19 protein-coding genes and 1 pseudogene are annotated in these 21,666 nt (G+C 60.9%); 6 read left to right on the forward strand and 14 right to left on the reverse strand.

The features are described from left to right. The first annotated feature begins 74 nt into the window (after positions 1–74). Complete coding sequence (glyA, locus tag AB4O25_RS14690; protein ID WP_460149706.1) at positions 75–1,328, forward strand: serine hydroxymethyltransferase; 1,254 nt, start codon at positions 75–77, stop codon at positions 1,326–1,328. A gap of 78 nt (positions 1,329–1,406) precedes the next feature. On the opposite strand, the gene yjiA is transcribed toward glyA, so the two are convergent. The 3 genes from yjiA to AB4O25_RS14705 all read right to left on the reverse strand — a co-directional run bounded on the left by yjiA (position 1,407) and on the right by AB4O25_RS14705 (position 4,801). Continuing rightward, entirely contained in the window at positions 1,407–2,366 is a 960-nt protein-coding gene (gene yjiA, locus AB4O25_RS14695) for a GTPase (RefSeq protein WP_017528865.1), read from the reverse strand. Positions 2,367–2,521: 155 nt separating this feature from the next. Then, entirely contained in the window at positions 2,522–2,719 is a 198-nt protein-coding gene (locus AB4O25_RS14700; protein WP_003194308.1) for a YbdD/YjiX family protein, read from the reverse strand. A gap of 15 nt (positions 2,720–2,734) precedes the next feature. Next, positions 2,735–4,801: a carbon starvation CstA family protein gene (locus AB4O25_RS14705; RefSeq protein ID WP_017528866.1), complete on the reverse strand. Its 2,067-nt coding sequence runs from the start codon at positions 4,799–4,801 to the stop codon at positions 2,735–2,737. Positions 4,802–4,974: 173 nt separating this feature from the next. Here AB4O25_RS14705 and AB4O25_RS14710 point away from each other — a divergent pair, with 173 nt between their 5' ends. Continuing rightward, positions 4,975–5,343, forward strand: a complete 369-nt coding sequence (locus AB4O25_RS14710; protein ID WP_017528867.1) for a PilZ domain-containing protein — start codon at positions 4,975–4,977, stop codon at positions 5,341–5,343. A gap of 4 nt (positions 5,344–5,347) precedes the next feature. Here AB4O25_RS14710 and AB4O25_RS14715 read toward each other — a convergent pair whose 3' ends face one another. Genes AB4O25_RS14715 through katB form a run of 4 tightly spaced genes read right to left on the reverse strand, consistent with a single transcriptional unit; the run spans position 5,348 to position 9,629 of the window. After that, complete coding sequence (locus tag AB4O25_RS14715) at positions 5,348–6,073, reverse strand: hypothetical protein (protein ID WP_083221644.1); 726 nt, start codon at positions 6,071–6,073, stop codon at positions 5,348–5,350. Positions 6,074–6,089: 16 nt separating this feature from the next. Beyond that, positions 6,090–7,457 (reverse strand): DNA repair protein RadA, encoded by a 1,368-nt coding sequence (gene radA / locus AB4O25_RS14720; RefSeq protein WP_017528869.1) that lies wholly within the window; start codon positions 7,455–7,457, stop codon positions 6,090–6,092. A gap of 35 nt (positions 7,458–7,492) precedes the next feature. After that, a complete protein-coding gene (locus AB4O25_RS14725) occupies positions 7,493–8,032 on the reverse strand; it encodes an ankyrin repeat domain-containing protein (RefSeq protein WP_135196728.1) in 540 nt (179 codons plus the stop codon). Between the two features lie 55 nt (positions 8,033–8,087). Further along, positions 8,088–9,629: a catalase KatB gene (gene katB / locus AB4O25_RS14730; RefSeq protein ID WP_065876763.1), complete on the reverse strand. Its 1,542-nt coding sequence runs from the start codon at positions 9,627–9,629 to the stop codon at positions 8,088–8,090. A gap of 287 nt (positions 9,630–9,916) precedes the next feature. On the opposite strand from katB, the pseudogene mscL reads away from it, so the two are divergent. Continuing rightward, positions 9,917–10,334: pseudogene (gene mscL / locus AB4O25_RS14735) on the forward strand (large-conductance mechanosensitive channel protein MscL). 48 nt (positions 10,335–10,382) lie between these two features. Here the strand turns inward: mscL and AB4O25_RS14740 are convergent. Next, positions 10,383–11,159, reverse strand: coding sequence for a ferredoxin--NADP reductase (locus AB4O25_RS14740; RefSeq protein WP_065876762.1), 777 nt, complete (start codon positions 11,157–11,159; stop codon positions 10,383–10,385). Positions 11,160–11,614: 455 nt separating this feature from the next. On the opposite strand from AB4O25_RS14740, the gene AB4O25_RS14745 reads away from it, so the two are divergent. Then, positions 11,615–12,325, forward strand: coding sequence for a helix-turn-helix transcriptional regulator (locus AB4O25_RS14745; RefSeq protein ID WP_017528874.1), 711 nt, complete (start codon positions 11,615–11,617; stop codon positions 12,323–12,325). A 123-nt stretch (positions 12,326–12,448) separates the two neighbouring features. Beyond that, on the forward strand, positions 12,449–13,573 hold the full coding sequence (locus AB4O25_RS14750) for a methyltransferase (RefSeq protein WP_017528875.1): 1,125 nt from the start codon (positions 12,449–12,451) through the stop codon (positions 13,571–13,573). A gap of 66 nt (positions 13,574–13,639) precedes the next feature. Here the strand turns inward: AB4O25_RS14750 and AB4O25_RS14755 are convergent, their stop codons facing one another. The 3 genes from AB4O25_RS14755 to AB4O25_RS14765 are packed head-to-tail and all read right to left on the reverse strand — an operon-like array spanning position 13,640 to position 16,268. Then, positions 13,640–13,807: a DUF2474 domain-containing protein gene (locus AB4O25_RS14755; RefSeq protein ID WP_460149708.1), complete on the reverse strand. Its 168-nt coding sequence runs from the start codon at positions 13,805–13,807 to the stop codon at positions 13,640–13,642. A 12-nt stretch (positions 13,808–13,819) separates the two neighbouring features. Further along, a complete protein-coding gene (cydB, locus tag AB4O25_RS14760; RefSeq protein WP_017528877.1) occupies positions 13,820–14,827 on the reverse strand; it encodes a cytochrome d ubiquinol oxidase subunit II in 1,008 nt (335 codons plus the stop codon). Position 14,828: 1 nt separating this feature from the next. Then, entirely contained in the window at positions 14,829–16,268 is a 1,440-nt protein-coding gene (locus AB4O25_RS14765) for a cytochrome ubiquinol oxidase subunit I (protein ID WP_065876759.1), read from the reverse strand. A gap of 333 nt (positions 16,269–16,601) precedes the next feature. Between AB4O25_RS14765 and AB4O25_RS14770 the strand changes: the two genes are divergently transcribed. Beyond that, on the forward strand, positions 16,602–17,840 hold the full coding sequence (locus tag AB4O25_RS14770; protein ID WP_017528879.1) for an MFS transporter: 1,239 nt from the start codon (positions 16,602–16,604) through the stop codon (positions 17,838–17,840). 60 nt (positions 17,841–17,900) lie between these two features. Here AB4O25_RS14770 and AB4O25_RS14775 read toward each other — a convergent pair whose 3' ends face one another. Genes AB4O25_RS14775 through AB4O25_RS14785 form a run of 3 tightly spaced genes read right to left on the reverse strand, consistent with a single transcriptional unit; the run spans position 17,901 to position 21,573 of the window. Next, positions 17,901–20,084, reverse strand: coding sequence for a xanthine dehydrogenase family protein molybdopterin-binding subunit (locus AB4O25_RS14775; protein ID WP_460149709.1), 2,184 nt, complete (start codon positions 20,082–20,084; stop codon positions 17,901–17,903). Beyond that, positions 20,081–21,070, reverse strand: a complete 990-nt coding sequence (locus AB4O25_RS14780) for an FAD binding domain-containing protein (protein WP_068935223.1) — start codon at positions 21,068–21,070, stop codon at positions 20,081–20,083. The genes AB4O25_RS14775 and AB4O25_RS14780 overlap by 4 nt, the downstream gene beginning before the upstream one ends. Next, the gene (locus AB4O25_RS14785; RefSeq protein WP_017528882.1) at positions 21,067–21,573 is read right to left on the reverse strand and encodes a (2Fe-2S)-binding protein; all 507 of its coding nucleotides are present in this window, start codon (positions 21,571–21,573) and stop codon (positions 21,067–21,069) included. The genes AB4O25_RS14780 and AB4O25_RS14785 overlap by 4 nt, the downstream gene beginning before the upstream one ends. Between the last annotated feature and the right edge of the window lie 93 nt (positions 21,574–21,666).

The following is a 21,666-nucleotide window of genomic DNA, read 5'->3' on the forward strand; positions in this document are numbered from 1 at the left end:
TCCTTTCATATGCCATCTAAAACCCATTGGGTTAGAATGCCCTCCTTTTCTGCCCCCGATCCTTGAGGACCGCCATGTTCAGCCGTGATTTGACCATTGCCAAGTACGACGCCGATCTCTTCGCCGCCATGGAGCAAGAAGCCGTGCGCCAGGAAGAGCACATCGAGCTGATCGCTTCGGAAAACTACACCAGCCCTGCGGTCATGGAGGCTCAAGGTTCGGTTCTGACCAACAAGTACGCCGAAGGCTACCCAGGCAAGCGCTACTACGGCGGTTGCGAGTACGTCGACGTGGTTGAGCAGTTGGCCATCGACCGTGCAAAAGAGCTGTTCGGCGCCGATTACGCCAACGTCCAGCCGCACGCCGGCTCCCAAGCCAACAGCGCGGTGTACCTGGCCCTGCTGCAAGGCGGCGACACCATCCTGGGCATGAGCCTGGCCCACGGCGGTCACCTGACCCACGGCGCCAGCGTTTCCTCCTCCGGCAAGCTGTACAACGCCGTTCAATACGGTATCGATGCCAACGGCCTGATCGACTACGACGAAGTCGAGCGCCTGGCGGTCGAGCACAAGCCAAAAATGATCGTGGCCGGTTTCTCGGCCTACTCGCAGATCCTGGATTTCCCGCGCTTTCGCGCAATCGCCGACAAAGTCGGCGCCTACCTGTTCGTCGACATGGCCCACGTGGCCGGTCTGGTCGCCGCTGGCGTCTACCCGAACCCGGTGCCTTTCGCTGACGTGGTCACCACCACCACGCACAAGACCCTGCGCGGTCCACGTGGCGGCCTGATCCTGGCGCGCGCCAACGCCGAGATCGAGAAGAAGCTGAACTCCGCCGTATTCCCTGGCGCCCAGGGTGGCCCGCTGGAGCACGTGATCGCCGCTAAAGCGATCTGCTTCAAGGAAGCCCTGCAGCCTGAGTTCAAGACCTACCAGCAACAAGTGGTGAAGAACGCCAAGGCCATGGCCGGCGTGTTTATCGAGCGCGGCTTTGATGTCGTGTCCGGCGGTACCGAGAACCACCTGTTCCTGCTGTCGCTGATCAAGCAGGACATTTCCGGTAAAGATGCGGACGCTGCCCTGGGCAAAGCCTTCATCACCGTGAACAAGAACTCCGTGCCAAACGACCCACGCTCGCCGTTCGTCACCTCGGGCCTGCGCTTCGGCACCCCGGCCGTGACCACTCGTGGCTTCAAGGAAACAGAGTGCAAGGAACTGGCCGGCTGGATCTGCGACATCCTGGCAGACCTGAACAACGAAGCCGTGATCGACGCGGTCCGTGAGAAGGTCAAGGCCATTTGCAAAAAGCTGCCGGTGTACGGCGCTTGATAGTAGCTGCCTGAATAAGAAGCCCGGCTCTTGAGCCGGGCTTTTTTATTTATGCCCGTTTGAAATGCAATCCCCAAATCAGGACTGGTAGACCTTGGCAAAGCCTTGGCGAATCTTGTCTTCCGGCAACTCATCGGCAATAAACACAATCACACTTTCCCGCGTCTCGCCTTCGGCCCATTCGGTATCCCAGTCGAAGCCATAGAGCTTCAACACCCCCTGGAACACCATGCGCCGATCCTCCCCGGCAATGTTCAGCACGCCCTTGTAGCGCAGCAGTTGCTTGCCGTGGTCTTCCAACAACTCGTTCATGAATTCACTGAGGCGGTCGATATCCAGCGGTTGGTTGGTGCGCAGCACCAGGCTGGAGATACGGTCGATGGACGGCGCCTTGCTCACCGGGCGCAGGCTCATGCCGGCGTTGAGGTTGAAGCCGCGCACATCGAGCAACTCGGCGAGGTCGATGTTGCCGTGGTTTACCACACGGATCGGCGCGCGACGGTTGATACGCGTCAGGCGTTCGCTGAGGGCGTCGAAGGTCGCGTCGTCTACCAGATCACGTTTGCTGACCAGCAGGCGGTCGGCGAAACCGATCTGCGCCTGGGCGATGGTTTGGGTCAGGTGATGCTCGGCGTGGGCCGCATCGACCAGGGTGATGATGCCGTCGAGGATGTAACGCTCGCGCAGGTCTTCATCGATGAAAAAGGTCTGGGCCACGGGAGCGGGGTCAGCCAGGCCGGTGCATTCGATGACCAGGCGGTCGAAGGCAATTTCACCGCTGTCCAGGCGCTCCAGCAGCAGGTAAAGGGCTTTGGTCAGGTCGGTGTGGATGGTGCAGCACACGCAACCGTTGGACAGGGTCATGACTTGCACCGGTTCTGCGCCCAACAGTTGGGTGTCGATGCCGGCGTCGCTGAATTCGTTTTCGATCACGGCGATTTTAAGGCCGTGCTCGGCTTTGAGCAGGTGGCGCAGCAAGGTGGTCTTGCCGGCGCCGAGGAAGCCACTGAGGACGGTGACGGGGATGGGAGAGGACAAAGACAGTTCTCCTTATGACTGAAGAAACACAAAACAAATGTGGGAGAGGGCCTGCTCCCGATAGCAGTGTGTCAGGCAGTTATCTGTCACTGACACACCGCTATCGGGAGCAAGCCCCCTCCCACAATAGATCACCACTGGCCCGAACTATCGGGTCAGCAGCACTTGGGCCCACCCTTGCCACCGTAACGGGCTTCCTGGCGTTCCCGGAAGAACGCCTTGTAGTCCATCACCGGTTTGTCCGGGTGTTTGGTCTGCATATGCTCGACGTAAGTGTCGTAGTCGGGCATGCCGACCATCAGGCGCGCGGCCTGACCGAGGTATTTACCGAGGCGACTGATGTCATTGAACATCGCTGCAATCCTCGATCAAGCGTCCGGTACGGCCTGGAACGGGGCTTCTTTATCCGTGCGTTCTTTGTTGCCCCAGGCGGCGACACCGACCTTGAGCGCATAGAACAGGATGCTGAATACCACGAACAGGAACAGCGCCGTCAGCGTTGCGTTGGTGTAGGCGTTCCAGATCACGTGCTGCATCTGGTCGATGCTCTTGGCCGGCGCCAGGATCTGGCCGCCTGCCAGGGCATCGCTGTACTTCTTGGCCAGCGACAGGAAGCCGATCGCCGGGTTAGCGTCGAACAGCTTGATGAAGCCCGCTGTGGTGGTGCAGATCAGCAGCCAGACCGCCGGCAGCATGGTCACCCAGATGTAGCGTTGGCGCTTCATTTTGATCAGCACAACGGTCGCCAGCATCAGCGCGATACCCGCCAGCATCTGGTTGGAGATACCGAACAGCGGCCACAAGGTGTTGATGCCGCCCAGTGGGTCGATCACGCCTTGGTACAGCAGGTAGCCCCACATCGCCACGCAACCGGCCGTTGCGATCAGGTTGGCGGTCCAGGATTCGGTGCGCTTGAGCGCCGGCACGAAGGAACCCAGCAGGTCCTGCAACATGAAGCGACCGGCACGGGTGCCGGCGTCAACCGCGGTCAGGATGAACAGCGCTTCGAACAGGATCGCAAAGTGGTACCAGAACGCCATGGTGTTTTCACCCGGCAGCACACTGTGCAGGATCTGCGCGATACCCACGGCCAATGTCGGCGCACCGCCGGCACGTGCCAGGATGGTGGTTTCACCGATGTCATGGGCCACGGCCGACAACGCCTCAGGGGTAATTGCAAAGCCCCAGTTGCTGACGGTCTGCGCCACGGTCACCACGTCGGTCCCGACAATCGCCGCAGGGCTGTTCATGGCGAAGTACACGCCAGGCTCGATCACCGACGCGGCAACCATCGCCATGATGGCGACGAACGACTCCATCAACATGCCGCCATAACCGATATAGCGGGCATGGCTTTCACTGGCCAGCAACTTGGGCGTGGTGCCCGAGGAGATCAGCGCGTGGAAGCCCGAGACCGCGCCGCAGGCGATGGTGATGAACAGGAATGGGAACAGGCCGCCCTTCCACACCGGGCCAGTGCCATCGATGAACTGGGTCAGCGCCGGCATTTTCAGGTCGGGCATGGTCACCAGGATGCCGATTGCCAGGGCAATGATGGTGCCGATTTTCAGGAACGTGGAGAGGTAGTCACGCGGTGCCAGAATCAGCCAGACCGGCAGCACTGCCGCGACGAAACCGTAGCCGATCAGCATCCAGGTGATCTGGATCCCGGTGAAGCTGAACGCCTTGGCCCAGACCGGGTCAGCGGCAATCTGCCCGCCCAGCCAGATCGAACCCAGCAGCAACGCCACGCCGATGACCGAAATTTCACCGATGCGGCCCGGGCGGATGTAGCGCATGTAAATGCCCATGAACATCGCGATCGGGATGGTCGCCATCACCGTGAAAATGCCCCATGGGCTCTCGGCCAGGGCCTTGACCACGATCAGCGCCAGCACCGCGAGGATGATGATCATGATCAGGAAGCAGCCAAACAGCGCGATGGTGCCCGGAATGCGGCCCATCTCTTCGCGAACCATGTCCCCCAGGGAACGGCCGTTGCGACGGGTGGACAGGAACAGGATCATGAAGTCCTGCACCGCACCGGCCAGCACCACGCCGGCGATCAGCCAGAGCGTGCCGGGCAGGTAGCCCATTTGCGCCGCCAGTACCGGGCCGACCAACGGGCCTGCGCCGGCAATCGCCGCAAAGTGGTGACCGAACAGAATGTGTTTGTTGGTCGGCACATAGTCCAGACCGTCGTTATTGATCACTGCGGGGGTGGCCCGCCGTGGGTCGAGTTGCATCACGTTATTCGCGATGAACAGGCTGTAGTAGCGATAAGCAACCAGGTAGATGGCCACTGCGGCAACCACAATCCACAAGGCGTTGATCGCCTCGCCGCGGCGCAATGCCACTACGCCAAGGGCGCACGCTCCTACGATTGCCAGCACCAGCCAGGGTAGGTGGCGTAGCAGGCTATTATTATTTTTCATTTTTATATTCCAGCCAGGGTGGACAGAAAGGACAGCATCCGGAGTTTAGCGCTGTTGGCTTTAAAGGCCACCCCCCTACGTTGGTCTAGAGCCTTGCAACGGCAAAAAAAGCCGAAATAAAGGCTAAGTGATGGCGCAGGGCTACACTGCTTCTATCCATCGAGGGTTTCACCATGACCGATCACCCGTCCGACCGCCGCTGTTTCCGCCGGATTGCGATTGACGCCAAGACCGAAGTTCGACAAAACGGCCAGGAATGGCCGGTTAAATTGCTGGATCTGTCGCTGAAAGGCTTGGCGATAAAACGGCCCGAGTCCTGGAAAGGCAATAACGCACTCCCCTTCGAAGTCGACATCCGCCTGGACCCGAAGGCGCATATAAAGATGCGGGTAAAACTGACCCACGACGACCACGGCCAATTAGGCTTTGAGTGCAAGGAAATCGATCTGGACTCGATCAGCCACCTGCGGCGGCTGGTCGAGTTGAACCTGGGTGATCAGCAAGAACTAGAGCGGGAACTCGGCGCGTTGCTGCACGTGTGATGGCTCAGGGAAACGCCTTACGCGCGGGAAACTCGCTTTCCGTGTCCCAATAGCCTTTTTTCTGGCTGGACACGCCCCGCCATTGCCCATCGACAAAACGATAGGTCTCGTATCGGGTGGCAAAATCGTCCTCGCCCTCGCCGTCCATGAAGGACGACACCTGCAACAGTTCATCCGCGCCGCCGCTGGCGCTCACGACCTTCCACTCGGCCTTGCCGGTACGCGCCAGGGTCAAGGGCTCGACCTTGCCGTCGGCGCCGGTGTAATTCACCGGTTTGAGTTGCTGTTTGGCCGGCAGCAGCAATTGGGTGGCAGGCCCGCTGTAACTGCCCATCGGCGCGGTCTGGTCGATGGTCAGAAAATACACAGGTTCAGGCTGCCCTTTAAGCGGCGCTTTCTTGACCTTGGCCAACGGATAGCCCAGGTTCTGGTGTGCGATCACATCACCGGCAGGCGATACCAGGCGCACTTGCGCCTCAAGCAGCGGGTTCTCCAGCAGATCGGCGGTGTCGTCGAACGAGTCCGCATCCAGCCCGCTGCCCCAGCTGTCTTTATGCATCTGCGCGCTGATGCGCTGGTCTTCCAGCACTTGCAACGCGCTGCCATCTTCCATCGACAGTTTTTGCGCCAGGCGATAACCCGCGGGCAGTTCAGCCGCCCACGCCATGGCCGGCGATACGGCCAGGGCGACACACAGGGCAGCGATTGCCCGGTAGTTCAAACGTTGCATAGCGTGCCTTCCTGATTCATTCGAAAAGTGCATCCAATGCCTGCTCCAGGCGTGTTACCGCAATAATCTGCAAGCCCGCCGGCGCCTCCTTCGGCGCATTGCCCTTGGGCACGATGGCGCGCTTGAAGCCGTGCTTGGCGGCCTCCTTGAGGCGTTCCTGGCCGCTGGGTACCGGGCGTACTTCGCCGGACAGGCCAACCTCGCCAAACACCAGCAAGTCGTGGGGCAACGGCCGGTTACGCAGGCTGGACATCACCGCTGCCATCAAGGCCAGGTCGGAAGCGGTTTCCAGCACTTTGACCCCGCCCACCACGTTGAGGAATACATCCTGGTCGTGGGTAGGAATGCCGCCGTGCCGGTGCAATACCGCCAGCAACATTGCCAGTCGGTTCTGATCCAGGCCAAGCGTTACCCGGCGAGGGTTGGCCAGGTGACTGTCATCCACCAGCGCCTGCACTTCCACCAGCATCGGCCGGGTACCTTCCCACGTTGCCATCACCACGCTCCCCGGGACTTCTTCCTGGGCACGGGTCAGAAAAATCGCCGACGGGTTGGAGACTTCTTTCAGCCCCCGGTCGGTCATGGCGAATACGCCCAACTCGTTCACGGCGCCGAAGCGGTTCTTCACCGCCCGCAGCAAGCGCAAGCGGCCGTCGGATTCGCCTTCGAAATACAGCACGGTATCGACCATATGCTCCAACACCCGTGGCCCGGCCAACGCGCCCTCCTTGGTCACATGGCCGACGAGGAAGATCGCCGTGCCGCTCTGCTTGGCATAACGCACCAGCAGCGCCGCACTCTCGCGCACCTGGGACACGCCGCCGGGCGCCGATTGCAGTTGCTCGGTGAAAATCGTCTGGATCGAGTCGATCACCATGACCTTGGGTTTTTCGATGCGGGCCGTGGCGATGATGCTTTCGATGCAGGTTTCGGTCATGACCCGCAGTTGATCCTGGGGCAAGCCCAGGCGGCGCGCGCGCATGGCCACTTGCTGCTGAGACTCTTCGCCGGTGACGTACAGCGCCGGCATGCGGCTGGCGATGCTGCACAGGGTTTGCAGCAGGATGGTGGATTTGCCGATACCGGGGTCGCCGCCGATCAGTACCACCGAACCGTCCACCAGGCCGCCGCCCAACACCCGGTCCAGCTCGCCGGAGGCGGTGGAAAACCTTGGGATCTCTTCGACGCTGACTTCGGCCAGGGTCTTGATCTGCGCCTGTTGCCCGGTCCAGCCGGCACGGCCGGTAGGGGCTGCCGCGCCGCCGCTCTCGATCATGGTTTCGGTGAGCGTGTTCCAGGCCCCACACTCGCCGCACTGGCCGGCCCACTTGGGAAAGGTCGCGCCGCACTCGGTGCAGCCGTACATGCGCTTGGCCTTTGCCATTTGAGAACCTCCAACCGAAAAACCGCGATGATAGCTCAGCGCGACGCCGGGGTCCGGATTTCACCGCCGGCCAATCGTGAAGCACTGTTGCCGACCGGGTCTTCGGCATTCAGGTCAGCGCCCTTGGCTTTCAAGGCGTCGAGCAACTCCACGCGCTTGAACAAGCCGGCGTACATGGCTGCCGTCTGCCCGGCACCGTTGCGTTGGTCGGGGTTGCAGTCAGTGGCCAGCAGGCGCTGGGCGATTTTCAGCTCGCCCTTGAAGATTGCGCCCATCAACGCCGTATTGCCGCGATTGTCCTGCACGCAGGCATCGGCGCCGGCGGCGAGCAGGCGGTCCACATAGGCGCCTTCACCGTGGTACGCGGCGAGGATCAGGGCGGTATAACCCTTGTCGTCCTGGGCGTTGAGGCTGTAGCCGGCCTCGATAAAGGTATTGAGCATGTCGACGTCGCCACGGCGGGCGGCGTCGAAGTAATAATCCTGCAGCTGTGCCTTGAGTGCCGCTGGCTCGGGTGGCTCGGCATGGGCGACAAGGGCCAGCATGGCCATCAATAAACCGATAGAAATACGCATAGGGTTCTCCTGTCAGAGGTCGACGCCCCCTTGGGCGTCGACCGGAACCAACGGGTCAGTCCGTCAGTTTTTCAGCCAGCGCCTTCACGCGCGCCAGGTCACCCTTGGCAACCTTGGTCACGCCCGTGCCGTACTCCGGGTCTGCCTTGTAGAGGAACGACAGGATGATGTGCTTGCTCTCGTCATCGGTGGTGGCCAGGGAGCCGCCGAAGTTGTCGATCAAGTCCTGGCGCTCCTTCTGGTTGTAGGAGCGGTACAGGTCACCGGCCTGCTTGAAGTTCTGCTCGCGCTGGATCTTCGCCTGCTGGGTACTGCCCACCAGCGCCGACTGGCTGTATCGCGCGGCTTGCGGCTCTTCGCGCGGCATCAGGCGGCTTGGCTGGTAATTCACACCCGTGGTGGTTTTGCCGACGTTCATCGCGCCATCCTGGTTACCGTTGTTGACGGTGGCCCGTGGGGCGTTGATCGGCAATTGCAACGCGTTGGCACCCAGGCGGTACATCTGCGTGTCGGCGTAGGAGAACACCCGGCCTTGCAGCAGGCGGTCTTCCGACGGCTCGATACCCGGCACCAGGTTGGCGGGGGCCATGGCTACTTGCTCGGTTTCCTGGAACACATTCGCCGGGTTGCGGTTCAGCACCATTTGCCCGACTTTGCGCTCGGGCACATTCGGCCAGATCTTGGTCGCGTCCAGCGGGTCGAAGTCGAACTTGGCCAAGTCTTCAGGTTTGAGCACTTGCACATACAGATCCCACTTGGGGAAGTCGCCCTTGTTGATGTGCGTGACCAAGTCGTTAGTCATATGGCTGTAGTCACGGCCCTGTACCTCGGTGACTTGTTTTGGGTCAAGGTTCTTGATGCCCTGCAGGCTCTTCCAATGGAACTTGACGTAGTGCACTTCGCCCTTGGCGTTAATCAACTTGTAGGCATGTACGCCGTTGCCGTCCATTTCCCGATAACTGGCAGGCGTGCCGGCATCGGAATACAACTCGGTGAGCGTACGCGTGGACTCGGGAACATGGGAGAAGAAGTCAAAACGGCGGGAGTCGTCATCCAGGTTAGTGCGGGGGTCCGGTTTAAAGGCGTGGACCATGTCCGGGAACTTGATGGCGTCGCGGATAAAGAACGTCGGGAAGTTATTACCCACTAAGTCCCAATTACCCTCGGCGGTGTAGAACTTGGTGGCGAAGCCGCGTGGATCACGCAGTGTTTCCGGCGAGTGGTTGCCATGCACCACGGCCGAGAAGCGCACGAATACCGGGGTCGCTTCGCCGGCGGCAAAGACTTTGGCCTTGGTCAGGTCGCTGAGGTTATCGGTGACGGTGAAGGTACCGTGGGCACCGGTGCCACGTGCGTGCACCACGCGCTCCGGGATACGCTCGCGGTCAAAGCGCTGCAGTTTCTGGATCAACTGCACGTCTTGCAGCAGCACCGGGCCGTTGGCGCCGGCGGTTTGCGAGTTCTGGTTGTCGCCTACCGCGGCGCCGTTATCGCGGGTCAGGTTGGCGGCCTGCACCGACAGGGAAAGCAGGCTGGCGGTCGCCAGCGCCACTACGTGACGCGCCAGCAACGGCCCGCGGCTCATTGACTTGTTCATCGAGGTTTCCTCTGGTTTTTTTAATGCACATTCAGTTGTGCTTGCCAGAGGCTAGTGACCCGCGAGTCAGAAGATAAATAGAAATAGCCCACCAGGGCGATTGAGAAAATAGTGTAGTAACCCACTGAAATGACGGGTATTCCGCGCGCGATTGATGGCACTTTGCAAACTATTTGCGATTTAATGTGTCGATAAAAACTAACAGTGTTAACAGTTGTGTCGGGCAAGCCTGCTACGTCTGACTTACACTGGGCTCCACCCTTCTCATCTGTAACAAGGAATAACCTATGGGCGTGATCAGTGAGTTCAAGGCCTTCGCGGTCAAAGGTAATGTGGTCGACATGGCCGTCGGTATCATCATCGGCGCCGCCTTCGGCAAAATTGTTTCCTCGTTCGTAGGCGACGTGGTGATGCCCCCGATTGGCCTGTTGATCGGCGGCGTGGATTTCGGTGACCTGGCGGTGACGCTCAAAGCGGCCCAGGGCGATGCGCCCGCCGTGGTGCTGGCGTACGGCAAGTTTATCCAGAGCGTGATCGACTTCGTGATTGTCGCGTTTGCGATCTCTTATGGGCGTGAAGGCCATCAACCGCCTCAAGCGCGAAGAAGCCGTGGCGCCAAGCCTGCCGCCGACGCCGAGCAAGGAAGAGGTGCTGCTGGGCGAGATTCGCGACCTGCTCAAGGCACAGAACGACAAACCGCTTTAATCCGCCTGAGCTAGCAAAAAAGGCGCCTGTTTGCAGGCGCCTTTTTTATTACCAGTAGTTTTCCACCGCCACTTGCCCTGGGCGGCGGCTCAGGCTCAGTTGCAGGTCACGTTGTTTGAGCAACTGGCGGGTGTCATCGACCATTTGCGGGTTACCGCAAATCAGCACGCGGGAATGCTCAGGGGTCAGTTCAACGCCGGCTGCGCGTTCCAGTTCGCCATTTTCAATCAACGCGGTAATGCGCCCATTCAGCGCGCCCGGATGCTGTTCACGGGTGACAATCGGTAGGTAGGTCAACTTATGTGCGTATTCGGCCAGGTACTCACGCTGCCCCAGCTCGTTGATCAACGATTGATAGGCCAGCTCTTTGGCTTCCCGGGCGCTGTACACCAGAATGATGCGCTCGAATTTTTCCCAGGCCTCGAAGTCCTGCAGGATCGAAAGAAATGGCGCTACCCCGGTGCCGGTGCCCAGCAGCCACAAGTCGCGGCCGTCCACGAAGCGGTTCAGGGTCAGGAAGCCCGTGGCCTGGCGTTCCACCATCAGCGTGTCGCCTACCCGCAGGCGACTCAGCTCACTGGTGAACTCGCCTCCTGGAACCACAATCGAGAAGAAATCCAAATGTTCATCAAAGGGTGAAGACACCACGGAATAGGCGCGCCACACCGTAGTGCCGTCGGCCTTGGTCACACCCAGGCGCACGAACTGGCCGGCGGTAAACCGAAAACCCGGATCGCGGGTGGTACGCAGGGTAAACAGGCTGGGGGTCAGCGATTGCACATCGAGCAATGTCTGGCGGGTGAATTTTTCAGCACTGGCCGTCATGGGGAACTCCGTTTTGCACAGAGCCCTAGTGTCCCTCAAAGTCGCACCGGCTAACACCGGTGATTTGTGCGGTATTGCGGCCCCGCATCTTTTACGCGCTGATACGTTGTAAAAACCTTTATTTTTTTGCGGGAATTCACCGCAAAAACCTTGTTTAAAATCAACTAATCATTTCGCTATTAATGGGCCGGCCTATACCGCCAGATGACGTAAATGATTTAACTAGCCATCAATTTGGCATCACTTACAACGCCTTAAATTAAATAAAATTTTTACTGATGCCTAAACCCTCTTATACAAAACAAAACACCTTGTACAAAATCAGATTTTTTAAATACTGCGGGGAGATAAACTTTTTTCCCACCAACAAGTAGCCGTTATCCTACAATCATTTCCGTGCTTCGTTGGGATTCAGGACGTACCCAAGTCACACAGACATTCATGGAGAGTTATAGATGGTCAACTGGCGCAACACACGGCTCCCAAGACAGGAAGAGGAAGACCAGATCACCGATGTTTTTGAAATGGTTATCAACGAGACATTCGCACTCGGCTTCCAATTCTGTTCCTTTAAGATGAGTACCCATCAACTTACGCACCCAAAAAATCTGTTTGAAAAAAACAACTATCCAGATGAGTGGAACCACCTTTATAAACAAGCAGCCTTCTCTGACGACGACCCGGTTGTAGCCCACTGCCAGCGCTCCGTACTGCCTTTCGTCTGGCACGAAACCTCTTTCAACGGCGCTCCTAATCTGTGGGCATTGGCCAAGACCCATGGTGTGCACTTGGGGTGGACCCAACCGCTGCACGGGCCAAGGGGCGTGTTCAGTATGCTGACGCTGGGCCGAAGTAAACGTGAGATCACCCCGGAGGAGCTTTACGAAAAAGCCGGCAATGCCCTGTGGCTGTGCCACGCAATGCACACCGTTGTAGCGCACAAATACACGAACGAACCCGCTGATAAGCCCTGCGGTAACTTGACGCCGCGTGAGATCGAAGTGCTCCGTTGGTCGGCATTGGGCAAGACCGCGGGCGAGATCGCCAAGATTTTGTGTTTGTCTGAACGTACCGTCGGTTTTCACAACTGCAGTTCGATGCGAAAGCTGGGCGTCAATAATAAGATCGCCGCCGTCATGGTGGCAGCGAAGGCCGGGTTTCTTTAAACGCCTCATGTAATCCTTGCGGAAAAAACGTAACATTCTCGACCAGTTCCGGGTGATGACGCAGTTAGCAATCTCGCGCCGCCGTTCCCCCGGATGGTTCGATTACCCAGAGTTTCCCCCGCCATGCCCCTGCTCGAAAGCCCCTTCGCCCAGCTCGATCTGATCCGCCAGCCCGAACAGCATAACGATCCGCTGCAAGCCTTCGATGCCGCCGATGAGTACTTGCTCAGCCACTTGGCCGAACAACAGCCTGATGCGGCAACCCGCGTGCTGGTGCTCAACGACAGCTTCGGCGCCCTGGCCGCCAGCCTGGCAGGCCGGGTGCAGGTGACGTCCAGTGGCGACTCATTCCTCGCCGCGCAAGGGCTGGAGAAAAACCTGGTACGCAACGGCAAGACGTTTGATGCCGTGACGTTCGTACCTGCCAGCCAAACCCCCACCGGCCCTTTCGACCGCGTGCTGGTCCGTGTGCCCAAGACCCTGGCGTTGTTGGAGGAGCAACTGATCCGCCTGCAAGGCCAACTGGCACCGGGCGCCGAAGTGATTGCCGGGGCAATGGTCAAGCATCTGCCACGGGCGGCCGGTGAATTGCTGGAGCGCTATATCGGGCCGATGCATGCTTCATTGGCCGTGAAGAAAGCACGACTGCTGATCGCGACCCTTGCGGATCGGCCGGCGGCGGTCTCGCCCTACCCGACGCGCTATACCCTGGAAACCCCCGCCATCGAACTGCTCAACCACGCCAACGTGTTCTGCCGCGAAGGCCTGGACATCGGCACCCGCGCGTTCCTGCCGCACCTGCCCAAGGGCCTGGGCAACGCGCGCGTGGCGGACCTGGGCTGCGGCAACGGCGTGTTGGCGATTGCCAGCGCGCTGTACAACCCTGACGCGCAGTACACCTTGCTGGACGAGTCGTATATGGCCGTGCAGTCCGCCGCCGAGAACTGGCAGGCCGCGCTGGGCGACCGCGCGGTGACGGTCCGCGCCGGCGATGGCCTGGCCGGCCAGGAACCGCAGTCCCTGGACGTGGTGCTGTGCAACCCACCGTTCCACCAGCAGCAGGTAGTGGGTGACTTCCTTGCCTGGCGCATGTTCCAGCAAGCCCGCGAAGCGCTGGTGGTCGGAGGCGCGCTGTATATCGTCGGCAACCGTCACCTGGGTTATCACAGCAAGCTGGCGCGCCTGTTCCGGGGTGTCGAGCAGGTGGCCGCGACGCCGAAATTCGTCATCCTCAAGGCACGCAAATAAAAAAACCCTGCCGATCTCGCGAACGGCAGGGTTGGAAAACCGGGCCGCGAGGCCCGGATCGGGATGTCAATGCGTGGTCAGGCCGGCCGCATTCATAAACATGCGCATCAGGCTGGCGACCATAAACAGGGCCAGCACACTGCCGGTCCAGATCATCGCGAGCCACCCCAGGCGCCGCCACAACGGCTGTTTCTCGGCCTGTTCGATATCGTGCAACGAAGGTTTGCCGGACATGCGACGACCCTCCTAGTGATAACCGTCTTCATGGGTGACCTTGCCGCGGAACACGTAGTAGCTCCAGAAGGTGTAGCCCAGGATGAACGGGATGATGAACAAGGTGCCCACCAGCATGAAGCCCTGGCTTTGCGGCGGCGCGGCGGCGTCCCAGATCGACACTGAAGGCGGAATGATGTTCGGCCACAGGCTGATGCCCAGCCCGCTGTAGCCGAGGAAGATCAGCACCAACGTCAGCAGGAACGGCGTGTAGTGCGCATTGCGCGCCACGGCGCGAACCAGCCCGTACATGGTCACCAGCACCAGGAGCGGCACCGGCAGGAACCAGAACAGGTTCGGCAGGGTGAACCAGCGCGAAGCGATTTCCGGGTGCGACAACGGGGTCCAGATACTGACGATGCCGATCACCGCCAACACCACGAAGGCCAACGGCCGCGCCAGGTTGTGCATCTGCTCTTGCAACTTGCCTTCGGTCTTCATGATCAGCCAGGTGCAGCCGAGCAAGGCATACGCCACGATCAGCGCCACGCCGCAGAACATCGTGAACGGTGTGAACCAGTCCAGCGAGCCGCCGGCGAACTGCCGGTTGACCACCGGGAAGCCGTCAATGAACGCCCCCAGCGCCACGCCCTGGAAGAAGGTGGCGGCAATCGAGCCGCCGATAAACGCCTTGTCCCACAGGTGCCGCTTGTGGTCCTTGGCCTTGAAGCGGAACTCGAACGCCACACCCCGGAAGATCAGCCCGATCAACATCAGGATCAACGGCAGGTACAGCGCCGACAACACCACCGAGTAGGCCAGCGGGAACGCGCCGAACAACCCCGCGCCGCCCAATACCAGCCAGGTTTCGTTGCCGTCCCATACGGGCGCCACGGTGTTCATCATCACGTCGCGGTCGGTCTTGCCCTTCACGAATGGAAACAGGATGCCGATGCCCAGGTCGAAGCCGTCCATGACCACGTACATCATGATCCCGAAGATGATGATCACAGCCCAGATCAGCGGAAGATCAATACCCATCTCAATGCCCCTTGTGCTGGATGTGGTCGTGGTCTTGGTCGGTGCCATCGTCGGCAGCCGACAACGGACGCGCCGGTGTGCGTTTCTGGCCAGGGCCACCGTGGGTCGACTCGCTGCCTTCGTGAATCACCGGGCCTTTGCGCACCAGGCGCATCATGTAGCCCAAGCCGGCGCCGAACAGCGCGAAGTACACCACCACGAACAACACCAGGGTGATGGTCATCTGCGCCAGGCTATGCCCGGAGGACGCATCCGCTGTGCGCATCAGCCCGTAGACCACCCACGGCTGGCGGCCGATTTCGGTGGTGAACCAACCGGCAAGAATCGCGATCAGGCCGGACGGCCCCATCCACAACGCCAGGTACAGGAACGGTTTGGACGTGTACATCTTGTCGCCCCGACGCAGCCACAAGCTGAACAGCCCGGTGAAGATCATCAGCAAGCCCAGGCCGACCATGACCCGGAACGACCAGAACACAACGGTCGAGTTCGGGCGATCCTCAGGCGGGAACTCCTTGAGCGCCGGCACCTGTTTGTCCAGCGAGTGGGTCAGGATCAGGCTGCCCAGGTACGGGATTTCCACCGCGTATTTGGTTTTTTCGGCCTGCATGTCCGGCCAGCCGAACAGGATCAGCGGCGTGGGCTCATTGCCTTTGTTTTCCCAGTGACCTTCAATCGCCGCGATTTTCGCCGGCTGGTGCTCAAGGGTATTGAGGCCGTGGAAGTCACCGATCACGGCCTGGATAGGCGCCACGATCAGGGCCATCCACATCGCCATCGAGAGCATTTTGCGGATCGCCGGGTTGTCCTTGCCGCGCAGCAAGTGCCAGGCCGCCGAGGAACCGACAAAGAACGCGGTGGCCACAAAAGCGGCCGTGGCCATGTGCATCAGGCGGTAGGGGAACGACGGGTTGAAGATCACCGCCAGCCAATCGGTAGGAATCACCCGGCCGTCGATGATTTCGAAACCTTGCGGCGTCTGCATCCAGCTGTTGGACGCGAGGATCCAGAACGTGGAAATCAACGTACCGACAGCCACCATCACAGTGGAGAAGAAGTGCAGCTTGCGCCCCACCTTGTTCCAGCCGAACAGCATCACGCCAAGGAAACCGGCCTCGAGGAAGAAGGCCGTCAGCACTTCATAGGTAAGCAGTGGCCCCGTGACAGCGCCGGCAAAGTCCGAGAAGCGACTCCAGTTGGTGCCGAACTGATAGGCCATGACCAGGCCCGAGACCACGCCCATGCCAAAGTTGACGGCAAATATCTTCGACCAGAAATGGTAGAGGTCACGGTAGGTGTCGTTGCGGGTCTTGAGCCACAACCCTTCCAGCACCGCGAGGTAACTGGCCAGGCCGATAGTGATCGCCGGGAACAGGATGTGAAACGAGATGGTGAACGCAAATTGAATTCGGGCGAGATCTAGCGCCTCCAAACCGAACATAAGTTTTCCTCTGTCAGGTAATACCGGCTGCTGGCGGGAGCCTGCACCCACTGCCCCCACGGATATGGAGTGTGGCGAATTTCAATTCGTTTCTTTTTTAAACCAGCCACGTAGGGATTCTGGCCTTGCGGCCGCCCGATCAGTTCCTCTGAAGGTTTTGATCTGGATCAAGCATTGCTCAAAGAGTAGTCCCATTTTGTGTGTGCAGTTATGTGGTCTTTTGCCGCGTGACAGCTTGCCTCATGGGGGCTTTCATCGAATCAGTCTTTGCAACTATTTGTTACAGCTTGATGCTAATCTGGCCATTCCCTCCCGCCTTGACCTGAACTCCCGATGCCTAGTGAACCCGCGTTGCTGTTGCGTCACCACCGCCCTTTCATCGCGTTCTGGCTGGCGCGGATCTTCACCGCCAGCGGCTTCCAGATGCTAACCGTGGCCATCGGCTGGAACCTTTACCAACTGACCGGCAACGTGCTGGACCTAGGCTTGGTCGGCCTGGTGGAATTTGTGCCCCGCGTGTTGTTCATGCTGCACACCGGGCATGTGGCCGATCGCTATGAGCGACGCAAAGTCGCGGCCATCTGCCAGACCGTGCAGGCGTTGATCGCGCTGTCCCTGGCCATCGGCGGCCTGACCGGCAATGTGACCCGCGAGATGATTTTTATCCTGGCCTTCGTGCTCGGCGCCGCACGCTCGTTCGAAATGCCCACCACCCAGGCGCTGCTGCCGAGCATTGTGCCCAGCGCGCTGTTCCCCAGGGCCGTGGCTTCGTCGCAATCAGCCCAGCAACTGGCAACCATCGTGGCCCCGGCCCTCGGCGGTTTGCTTTATGCGTTCGGCAGCGTCTGGGTGTATGGCCCCACGGTGGCGCTGTACCTCATCGCCTGCCTGCTGACCCTCAACCTGCCCGCCCGCCAGACCCCGCTGAACAAAGGCAAGGCGACCCTGGATTCGCTGCTGGCCGGCATCCGTTTTATCCGCAGCCGCCCCGACATCCTCGGGGCGATTTCCCTCGACCTGTTCGCCGTGCTGCTGGGCGGCGCCACCGCGCTGCTGCCGGTGTTCGCCAAGGACATCCTGCTGACCGGCGCCTGGGGCCTGGGCCTGTTGCGTTCGGCACCGGCGGTGGGCGCGTTGTTGATGTCATTGTGGCTGGCGCGCTTCTCGGTCGACCGCCAGGTGGGCCGCGTGATGTTCACCGCCGTCGGCGTGTTCGGCGTGGCGACCATTGCCTTCGGCCTGTCCACCTCGTTCTGGTTTTCCCTCGCGGTGCTGGTGGTGCTGGGCGCGGCGGACATGATCAGCATGGTTATCCGTGCGTCGTTCGTGCAACTGGAAACACCGGACGAAATGCGCGGGCGGGTCAGTGCGGTCAACGGCCTGTTTATCGGCGCCTCCAATCAATTGGGCGAGTTCGAATCCGGCATCACCGCGCACTGGTTCGGCACCGTGCCGGCGGTGGTGATGGGCGGCATCGGTACGCTGGTGGTGACCGGGGTGTGGATCAAACTGTTTCCGACGCTGGCGAATCGGGACCGGATGCATGTGCCGGTGGAAGAAGCCAAAGTCTGAGCGTCACCACGCGACCTTATTGGGTAATAAGCCCCCTCCCACAAGGGTTGTGCGGTGTTTTCAGAGCACCTTATCCAACGTGATCGGAAACTCCCGCACCCGCTTGCCGGTGGCGTGGTAGATCGCATTCGCCACCGCCGCCGCCACGCCGACAATGCCGATCTCCCCCACGCCCTTGGACCCCAGGGCGTTGACGATCTCGTCGTGCTCTTGAACAAACACCACGTCAATCTCGCCGATATCGGCATTCACCGGGATGTGATACTCGGCCAGGCTGTGGTTCATGTAGCGCCCCAACCGGTGGTCGACCTGGGTTTCTTCATGCAACGCCATGCCGATGCCCCACACCACGCCGCCGAGGATCTGGCTGCGCGCCATTTTCGGATTGACCACCCGCCCGGCGGCAATCGCGCTGACCACCCGGCTGACCTTGATAGTGCCCAGGTCTTCGTCGACGCGAACTTCCACAAAAACCGCCGAATGAGTGGCGGTGGCATAGCCCTCGCGTTTTTTGTCGGGCTGGCTGTCCACCTGTGCCTCCAGCGTCGCTTGACCACTGTCCTTGACCAGTTGCGCCAGCGACACACTCACATCACCGGTATGCAGTTGGCCGTCTTCAAAGCGCACGGACTCGGCCTCCTTGAATACCGGGTACGTCTGCCGAGCGATGCCCAGCAGTTTGGCCGTCAACGCTTCGCAGGCTTGCTGCACGGCGGTGCCCACCGACGACACGGTAAACGAGCCGCCCTGCAGCGGCGCGGGGGGCAGTGAGGAATCGCCGAGCAGGAAGCTCACATCACCCATGGCCACACCGCTGGCTTGCGCCGCAATCTGGGTCATCACCGTGTAGGTACCGGTGCCGATATCCGTGGTCGCGCTGCTGACCGTCAGTTTGCCTTCAGTGTCGATACGCGCCTTGGCGCTGGCCTTCATTTGCATGGCCTCCCACACGCCGCCGGCCATGCCCCAGCCGATCAACTGGCGGCCATCGCGCATGCTGCGCGGTTCCGGGTTGCGCTGCTTCCAGCCGAACCGCTCGGCGCCCTCGCGGTAGCATTCGCGCAGGGCTTTGCTCGACCAGGGTTTGTCTTCGTTGCCGTTGCGCTCTGCATAGTTGATCAGCCGCAGTTGCACCGGGTCGATGGCCAGGGCGCAGGCCAGTTCATCCATGGCGCATTCCAGGCCGATCAACCCCAGGGCGGCGCCGGGTGCGCGCATGTCCAGCGGCGTGAACACGTCCAGCGGCACCAGTTTGTAGGTCAGTTGCACGTTGTCGCAGTGGTAGAGCATGCCGCTCCACTCCACCACGTGCTCGCTGAAGTCTTCGAAGCGCGAGGTCTGGCCAATCGCCGTGCGCCCCAGCGCCAGCAACCGACCGTTGGCCGCCGCGCCCATTTGCAGGCGCTGCAAGGTGCGTGGGCGGTAGCCGAAGGTGAACATCTGCTGGCGCGTGAGGGTGACACGCACCGAACGCTTGAGCGCCAGCGCGGCCATCACCGCCAGCGGCAGTTGGTACTGCGGGCGCAGGCCCGAGCCGAACGCACCACCGACAAACGCGGCGAAGACGCGCACCTGGCTTTTATCCAGGCCGAAGACTTTTTGCACATAGGCCTGGCAGTTCTGCGGCCCCTGGGTTTTTTCATGGATATGCAACGTGCCGTCCGGCTGATACAGCACGGTACTGGCATGGGGTTCCATGGGGTTGTGGTGTTCGATGGGCGTGCTGTAGTGCAGATCGAGGCTGATGGCCGCGCCGGCCCACTCGGCCTGGAAGTCGCCGCGCGGCGCGGGCGGCGTTTGCGGTGAGGGGTGGGCCCGCTCCTGCTGGGTGAGCAGGTCCGTCTCGAAGGCGTCGCGGTCGTACTCGATTTCGACCAGGGAGCCCGCATGCCGGGCCAGTTCCAGGTTGTCTGCCACCACCAGGGCCAACGGCTGCCCGCTGTAGAGCACGCGGTCGTTGTAGAGCGGGCGAAACGGCGAGCCATCGGCGGCATCGGCGTCGGCAAAAGCGTCGTCGTAGCTGGCGATTGTCGGCCGGTTGAGGTGATGGATAACGTCCACCACACCCGGCAGTGCCAGGGCTTTTGAAGCATCGATACGGGTTACCCGGCCTTTGGCAATGCTGCTGGACACCACGCTGCCATGCAGCAGGCCGTCTTCGGGAAATTCCGCTGCATAACGCGCCTGGCCCGTGACCTTGAGCACACCGTCGACACGGTCCAGGGGTTTGCCGATGGCACTCATGGCTGTTCTCCTGCGACAGCGGCGTCGCTCAAGGCGCGAATAATTGCACGGCGCGCCAGCTTGATCTTGAAGCCGTTGTGTTCCAGCGGCTCGGCGTCTTGCAATAAGGCATCAGCGGCGTTGCTGAAGGTTTCGCGGCTGACGGCCTGGCCGATCAACGCGGTTTCCACTGCGCGGTCACGCCAGGGTTTGTGGGCCACGCCGCCGAGGGCCAGGCGCGCATCGGTGATCACATCGCCGTTCAGTTCAAGCGCGGCGGCGACGGAAACCAAGGCGAAGGCATAGGAGGCGCGATCGCGGACCTTGAGGTAATGGCTGTGCCGCGCCAACTGATCGGCGGGCAGTTCAATGGCGGTGATCAGTTCATCGTCGGCCAATTGGTTGTCGCGTTGCGGTGCATCGCCGGGCAAGCGGTGGAAGTCGGCGAACTCGATCACCCTGGCGCCGGCGCGGCCTTCGACATGCACTCGCGCCTCCAGCGCCGCCAGGGCCACGCACATGTCCGATGGGTGAGTGGCCACACACTGCTCGCTGGCACCGAGGATCGCATGGATGCGGTTCAAACCGCTGCGCGCCGGGCAGCCGCTGCCGGGCTCGCGCTTATTGCAGGGCACCGTGGCGTCATAGAAGTAATAGCAACGGGTGCGTTGCAACAGGTTGCCACCGGTACTGGCCATATTGCGCAGTTGCGGCGACGCCCCGGCCAGGATGGCCTGGGACAGCAAGGGGTAACGCTGTTCGATCAAGGGGTGCCAGGCCAGGTCGGCATTGCTCACCAGCGCGCCGATGCGCAGGCCGCCGTCGGCGGTTTGCTGGATGTCATGCAGCGGCAGGCCAGTGATGTCGATCAGGTGCTCAGGGTGGCTGATGTTCTCTTTCATCAGGTCCAGCAGGTTGGTGCCGCCGGCGATGAAGCGCGACACACCGCTGCTCAGGTGCACAGCTTCCTGCACATTAACGGGCTTGCTGTAATGGAAGGGATTCATCGCTCACCTCCCAGGGCATCTTCAATGGCATCGCGGATATTGGAATAGGCGCCGCAGCGGCACAGGTTGCCGCTCATCAATTCCTGGATTTGCGCCGTGTCGTGGGCACGGCCTTCATTGGCCAGGCCGACGGCGGAGCAGATCTGGCCGGGGGTGCAGTAGCCACATTGGAAGGCGTCATGCTTGATGAAGGCTTGCTGCATCGGGTGCAGTTGGTCGCCGTTGGCCAGGCCTTCGATGGTGGTCAGCTCGGCGCCATCGCACATCACCGCCAGGGTCAGGCAGGCATTGATGCGCTTGCCGTCGCGCAACACGGTGCAGGCGCCACATTGGCCGTGATCGCAGCCCTTTTTACTGCCGACCAGGTCGAGTTGTTCGCGCAGCAGGTCGAGCAAGGTGGTCCAGGGCAGGACGTCCAATTGGCGATCCTGGCCATTCAAGCTCAAGCGTATCGAGTGGGCGACGAACGGTTGGGCCGCCGCGCCATTGGGGGTCGCGCTCATAAACACCTCACGGTTGGTGTACGTCCGCGGCGTTCAGGGAAACCGCCGTCTCAAGGGGTACGACTTCCCGGGGTTTTGAGCGTTCAAGCTGAT

The organism is Pseudomonas sp. S3_A03, from assembly GCF_054668275.1.

What these genes read in the sequence shown, in the direction of transcription:
- glyA (WP_460149706.1), top strand. Translation starts at nt 75, where the DNA reads ATGTTCAGCCGTGATTTGACCATTGCCAAGTACGACGCCGATCTCTTC.
- AB4O25_RS14700 (WP_003194308.1), bottom strand. Translation starts at nt 2,719, where the DNA reads ATGTTCAATGACATCAGTCGCCTCGGTAAATACCTCGGTCAGGCCGCG.
- AB4O25_RS14705 (WP_017528866.1), bottom strand. Translation starts at nt 4,801, where the DNA reads ATGAAAAATAATAATAGCCTGCTACGCCACCTACCCTGGCTGGTGCTG.
- AB4O25_RS14710 (WP_017528867.1), top strand. Translation starts at nt 4,975, where the DNA reads ATGACCGATCACCCGTCCGACCGCCGCTGTTTCCGCCGGATTGCGATT.
- AB4O25_RS14715 (WP_083221644.1), bottom strand. Translation starts at nt 6,073, where the DNA reads ATGCAACGTTTGAACTACCGGGCAATCGCTGCCCTGTGTGTCGCCCTG.
- radA (WP_017528869.1), bottom strand. Translation starts at nt 7,457, where the DNA reads ATGGCAAAGGCCAAGCGCATGTACGGCTGCACCGAGTGCGGCGCGACC.
- AB4O25_RS14725 (WP_135196728.1), bottom strand. Translation starts at nt 8,032, where the DNA reads ATGCGTATTTCTATCGGTTTATTGATGGCCATGCTGGCCCTTGTCGCC.
- katB (WP_065876763.1), bottom strand. Translation starts at nt 9,629, where the DNA reads ATGAACAAGTCAATGAGCCGCGGGCCGTTGCTGGCGCGTCACGTAGTG.
- AB4O25_RS14740 (WP_065876762.1), bottom strand. Translation starts at nt 11,159, where the DNA reads ATGACGGCCAGTGCTGAAAAATTCACCCGCCAGACATTGCTCGATGTG.
- AB4O25_RS14745 (WP_017528874.1), top strand. Translation starts at nt 11,615, where the DNA reads ATGGTCAACTGGCGCAACACACGGCTCCCAAGACAGGAAGAGGAAGAC.
- AB4O25_RS14750 (WP_017528875.1), top strand. Translation starts at nt 12,449, where the DNA reads ATGCCCCTGCTCGAAAGCCCCTTCGCCCAGCTCGATCTGATCCGCCAG.
- AB4O25_RS14755 (WP_460149708.1), bottom strand. Translation starts at nt 13,807, where the DNA reads ATGTCCGGCAAACCTTCGTTGCACGATATCGAACAGGCCGAGAAACAG.
- cydB (WP_017528877.1), bottom strand. Translation starts at nt 14,827, where the DNA reads ATGGGTATTGATCTTCCGCTGATCTGGGCTGTGATCATCATCTTCGGG.
- AB4O25_RS14765 (WP_065876759.1), bottom strand. Translation starts at nt 16,268, where the DNA reads ATGTTCGGTTTGGAGGCGCTAGATCTCGCCCGAATTCAATTTGCGTTC.
- AB4O25_RS14770 (WP_017528879.1), top strand. Translation starts at nt 16,602, where the DNA reads ATGCCTAGTGAACCCGCGTTGCTGTTGCGTCACCACCGCCCTTTCATC.
- AB4O25_RS14775 (WP_460149709.1), bottom strand. Translation starts at nt 20,084, where the DNA reads ATGAGTGCCATCGGCAAACCCCTGGACCGTGTCGACGGTGTGCTCAAG.
- AB4O25_RS14780 (WP_068935223.1), bottom strand. Translation starts at nt 21,070, where the DNA reads ATGAATCCCTTCCATTACAGCAAGCCCGTTAATGTGCAGGAAGCTGTG.
- AB4O25_RS14785 (WP_017528882.1), bottom strand. Translation starts at nt 21,573, where the DNA reads ATGAGCGCGACCCCCAATGGCGCGGCGGCCCAACCGTTCGTCGCCCAC.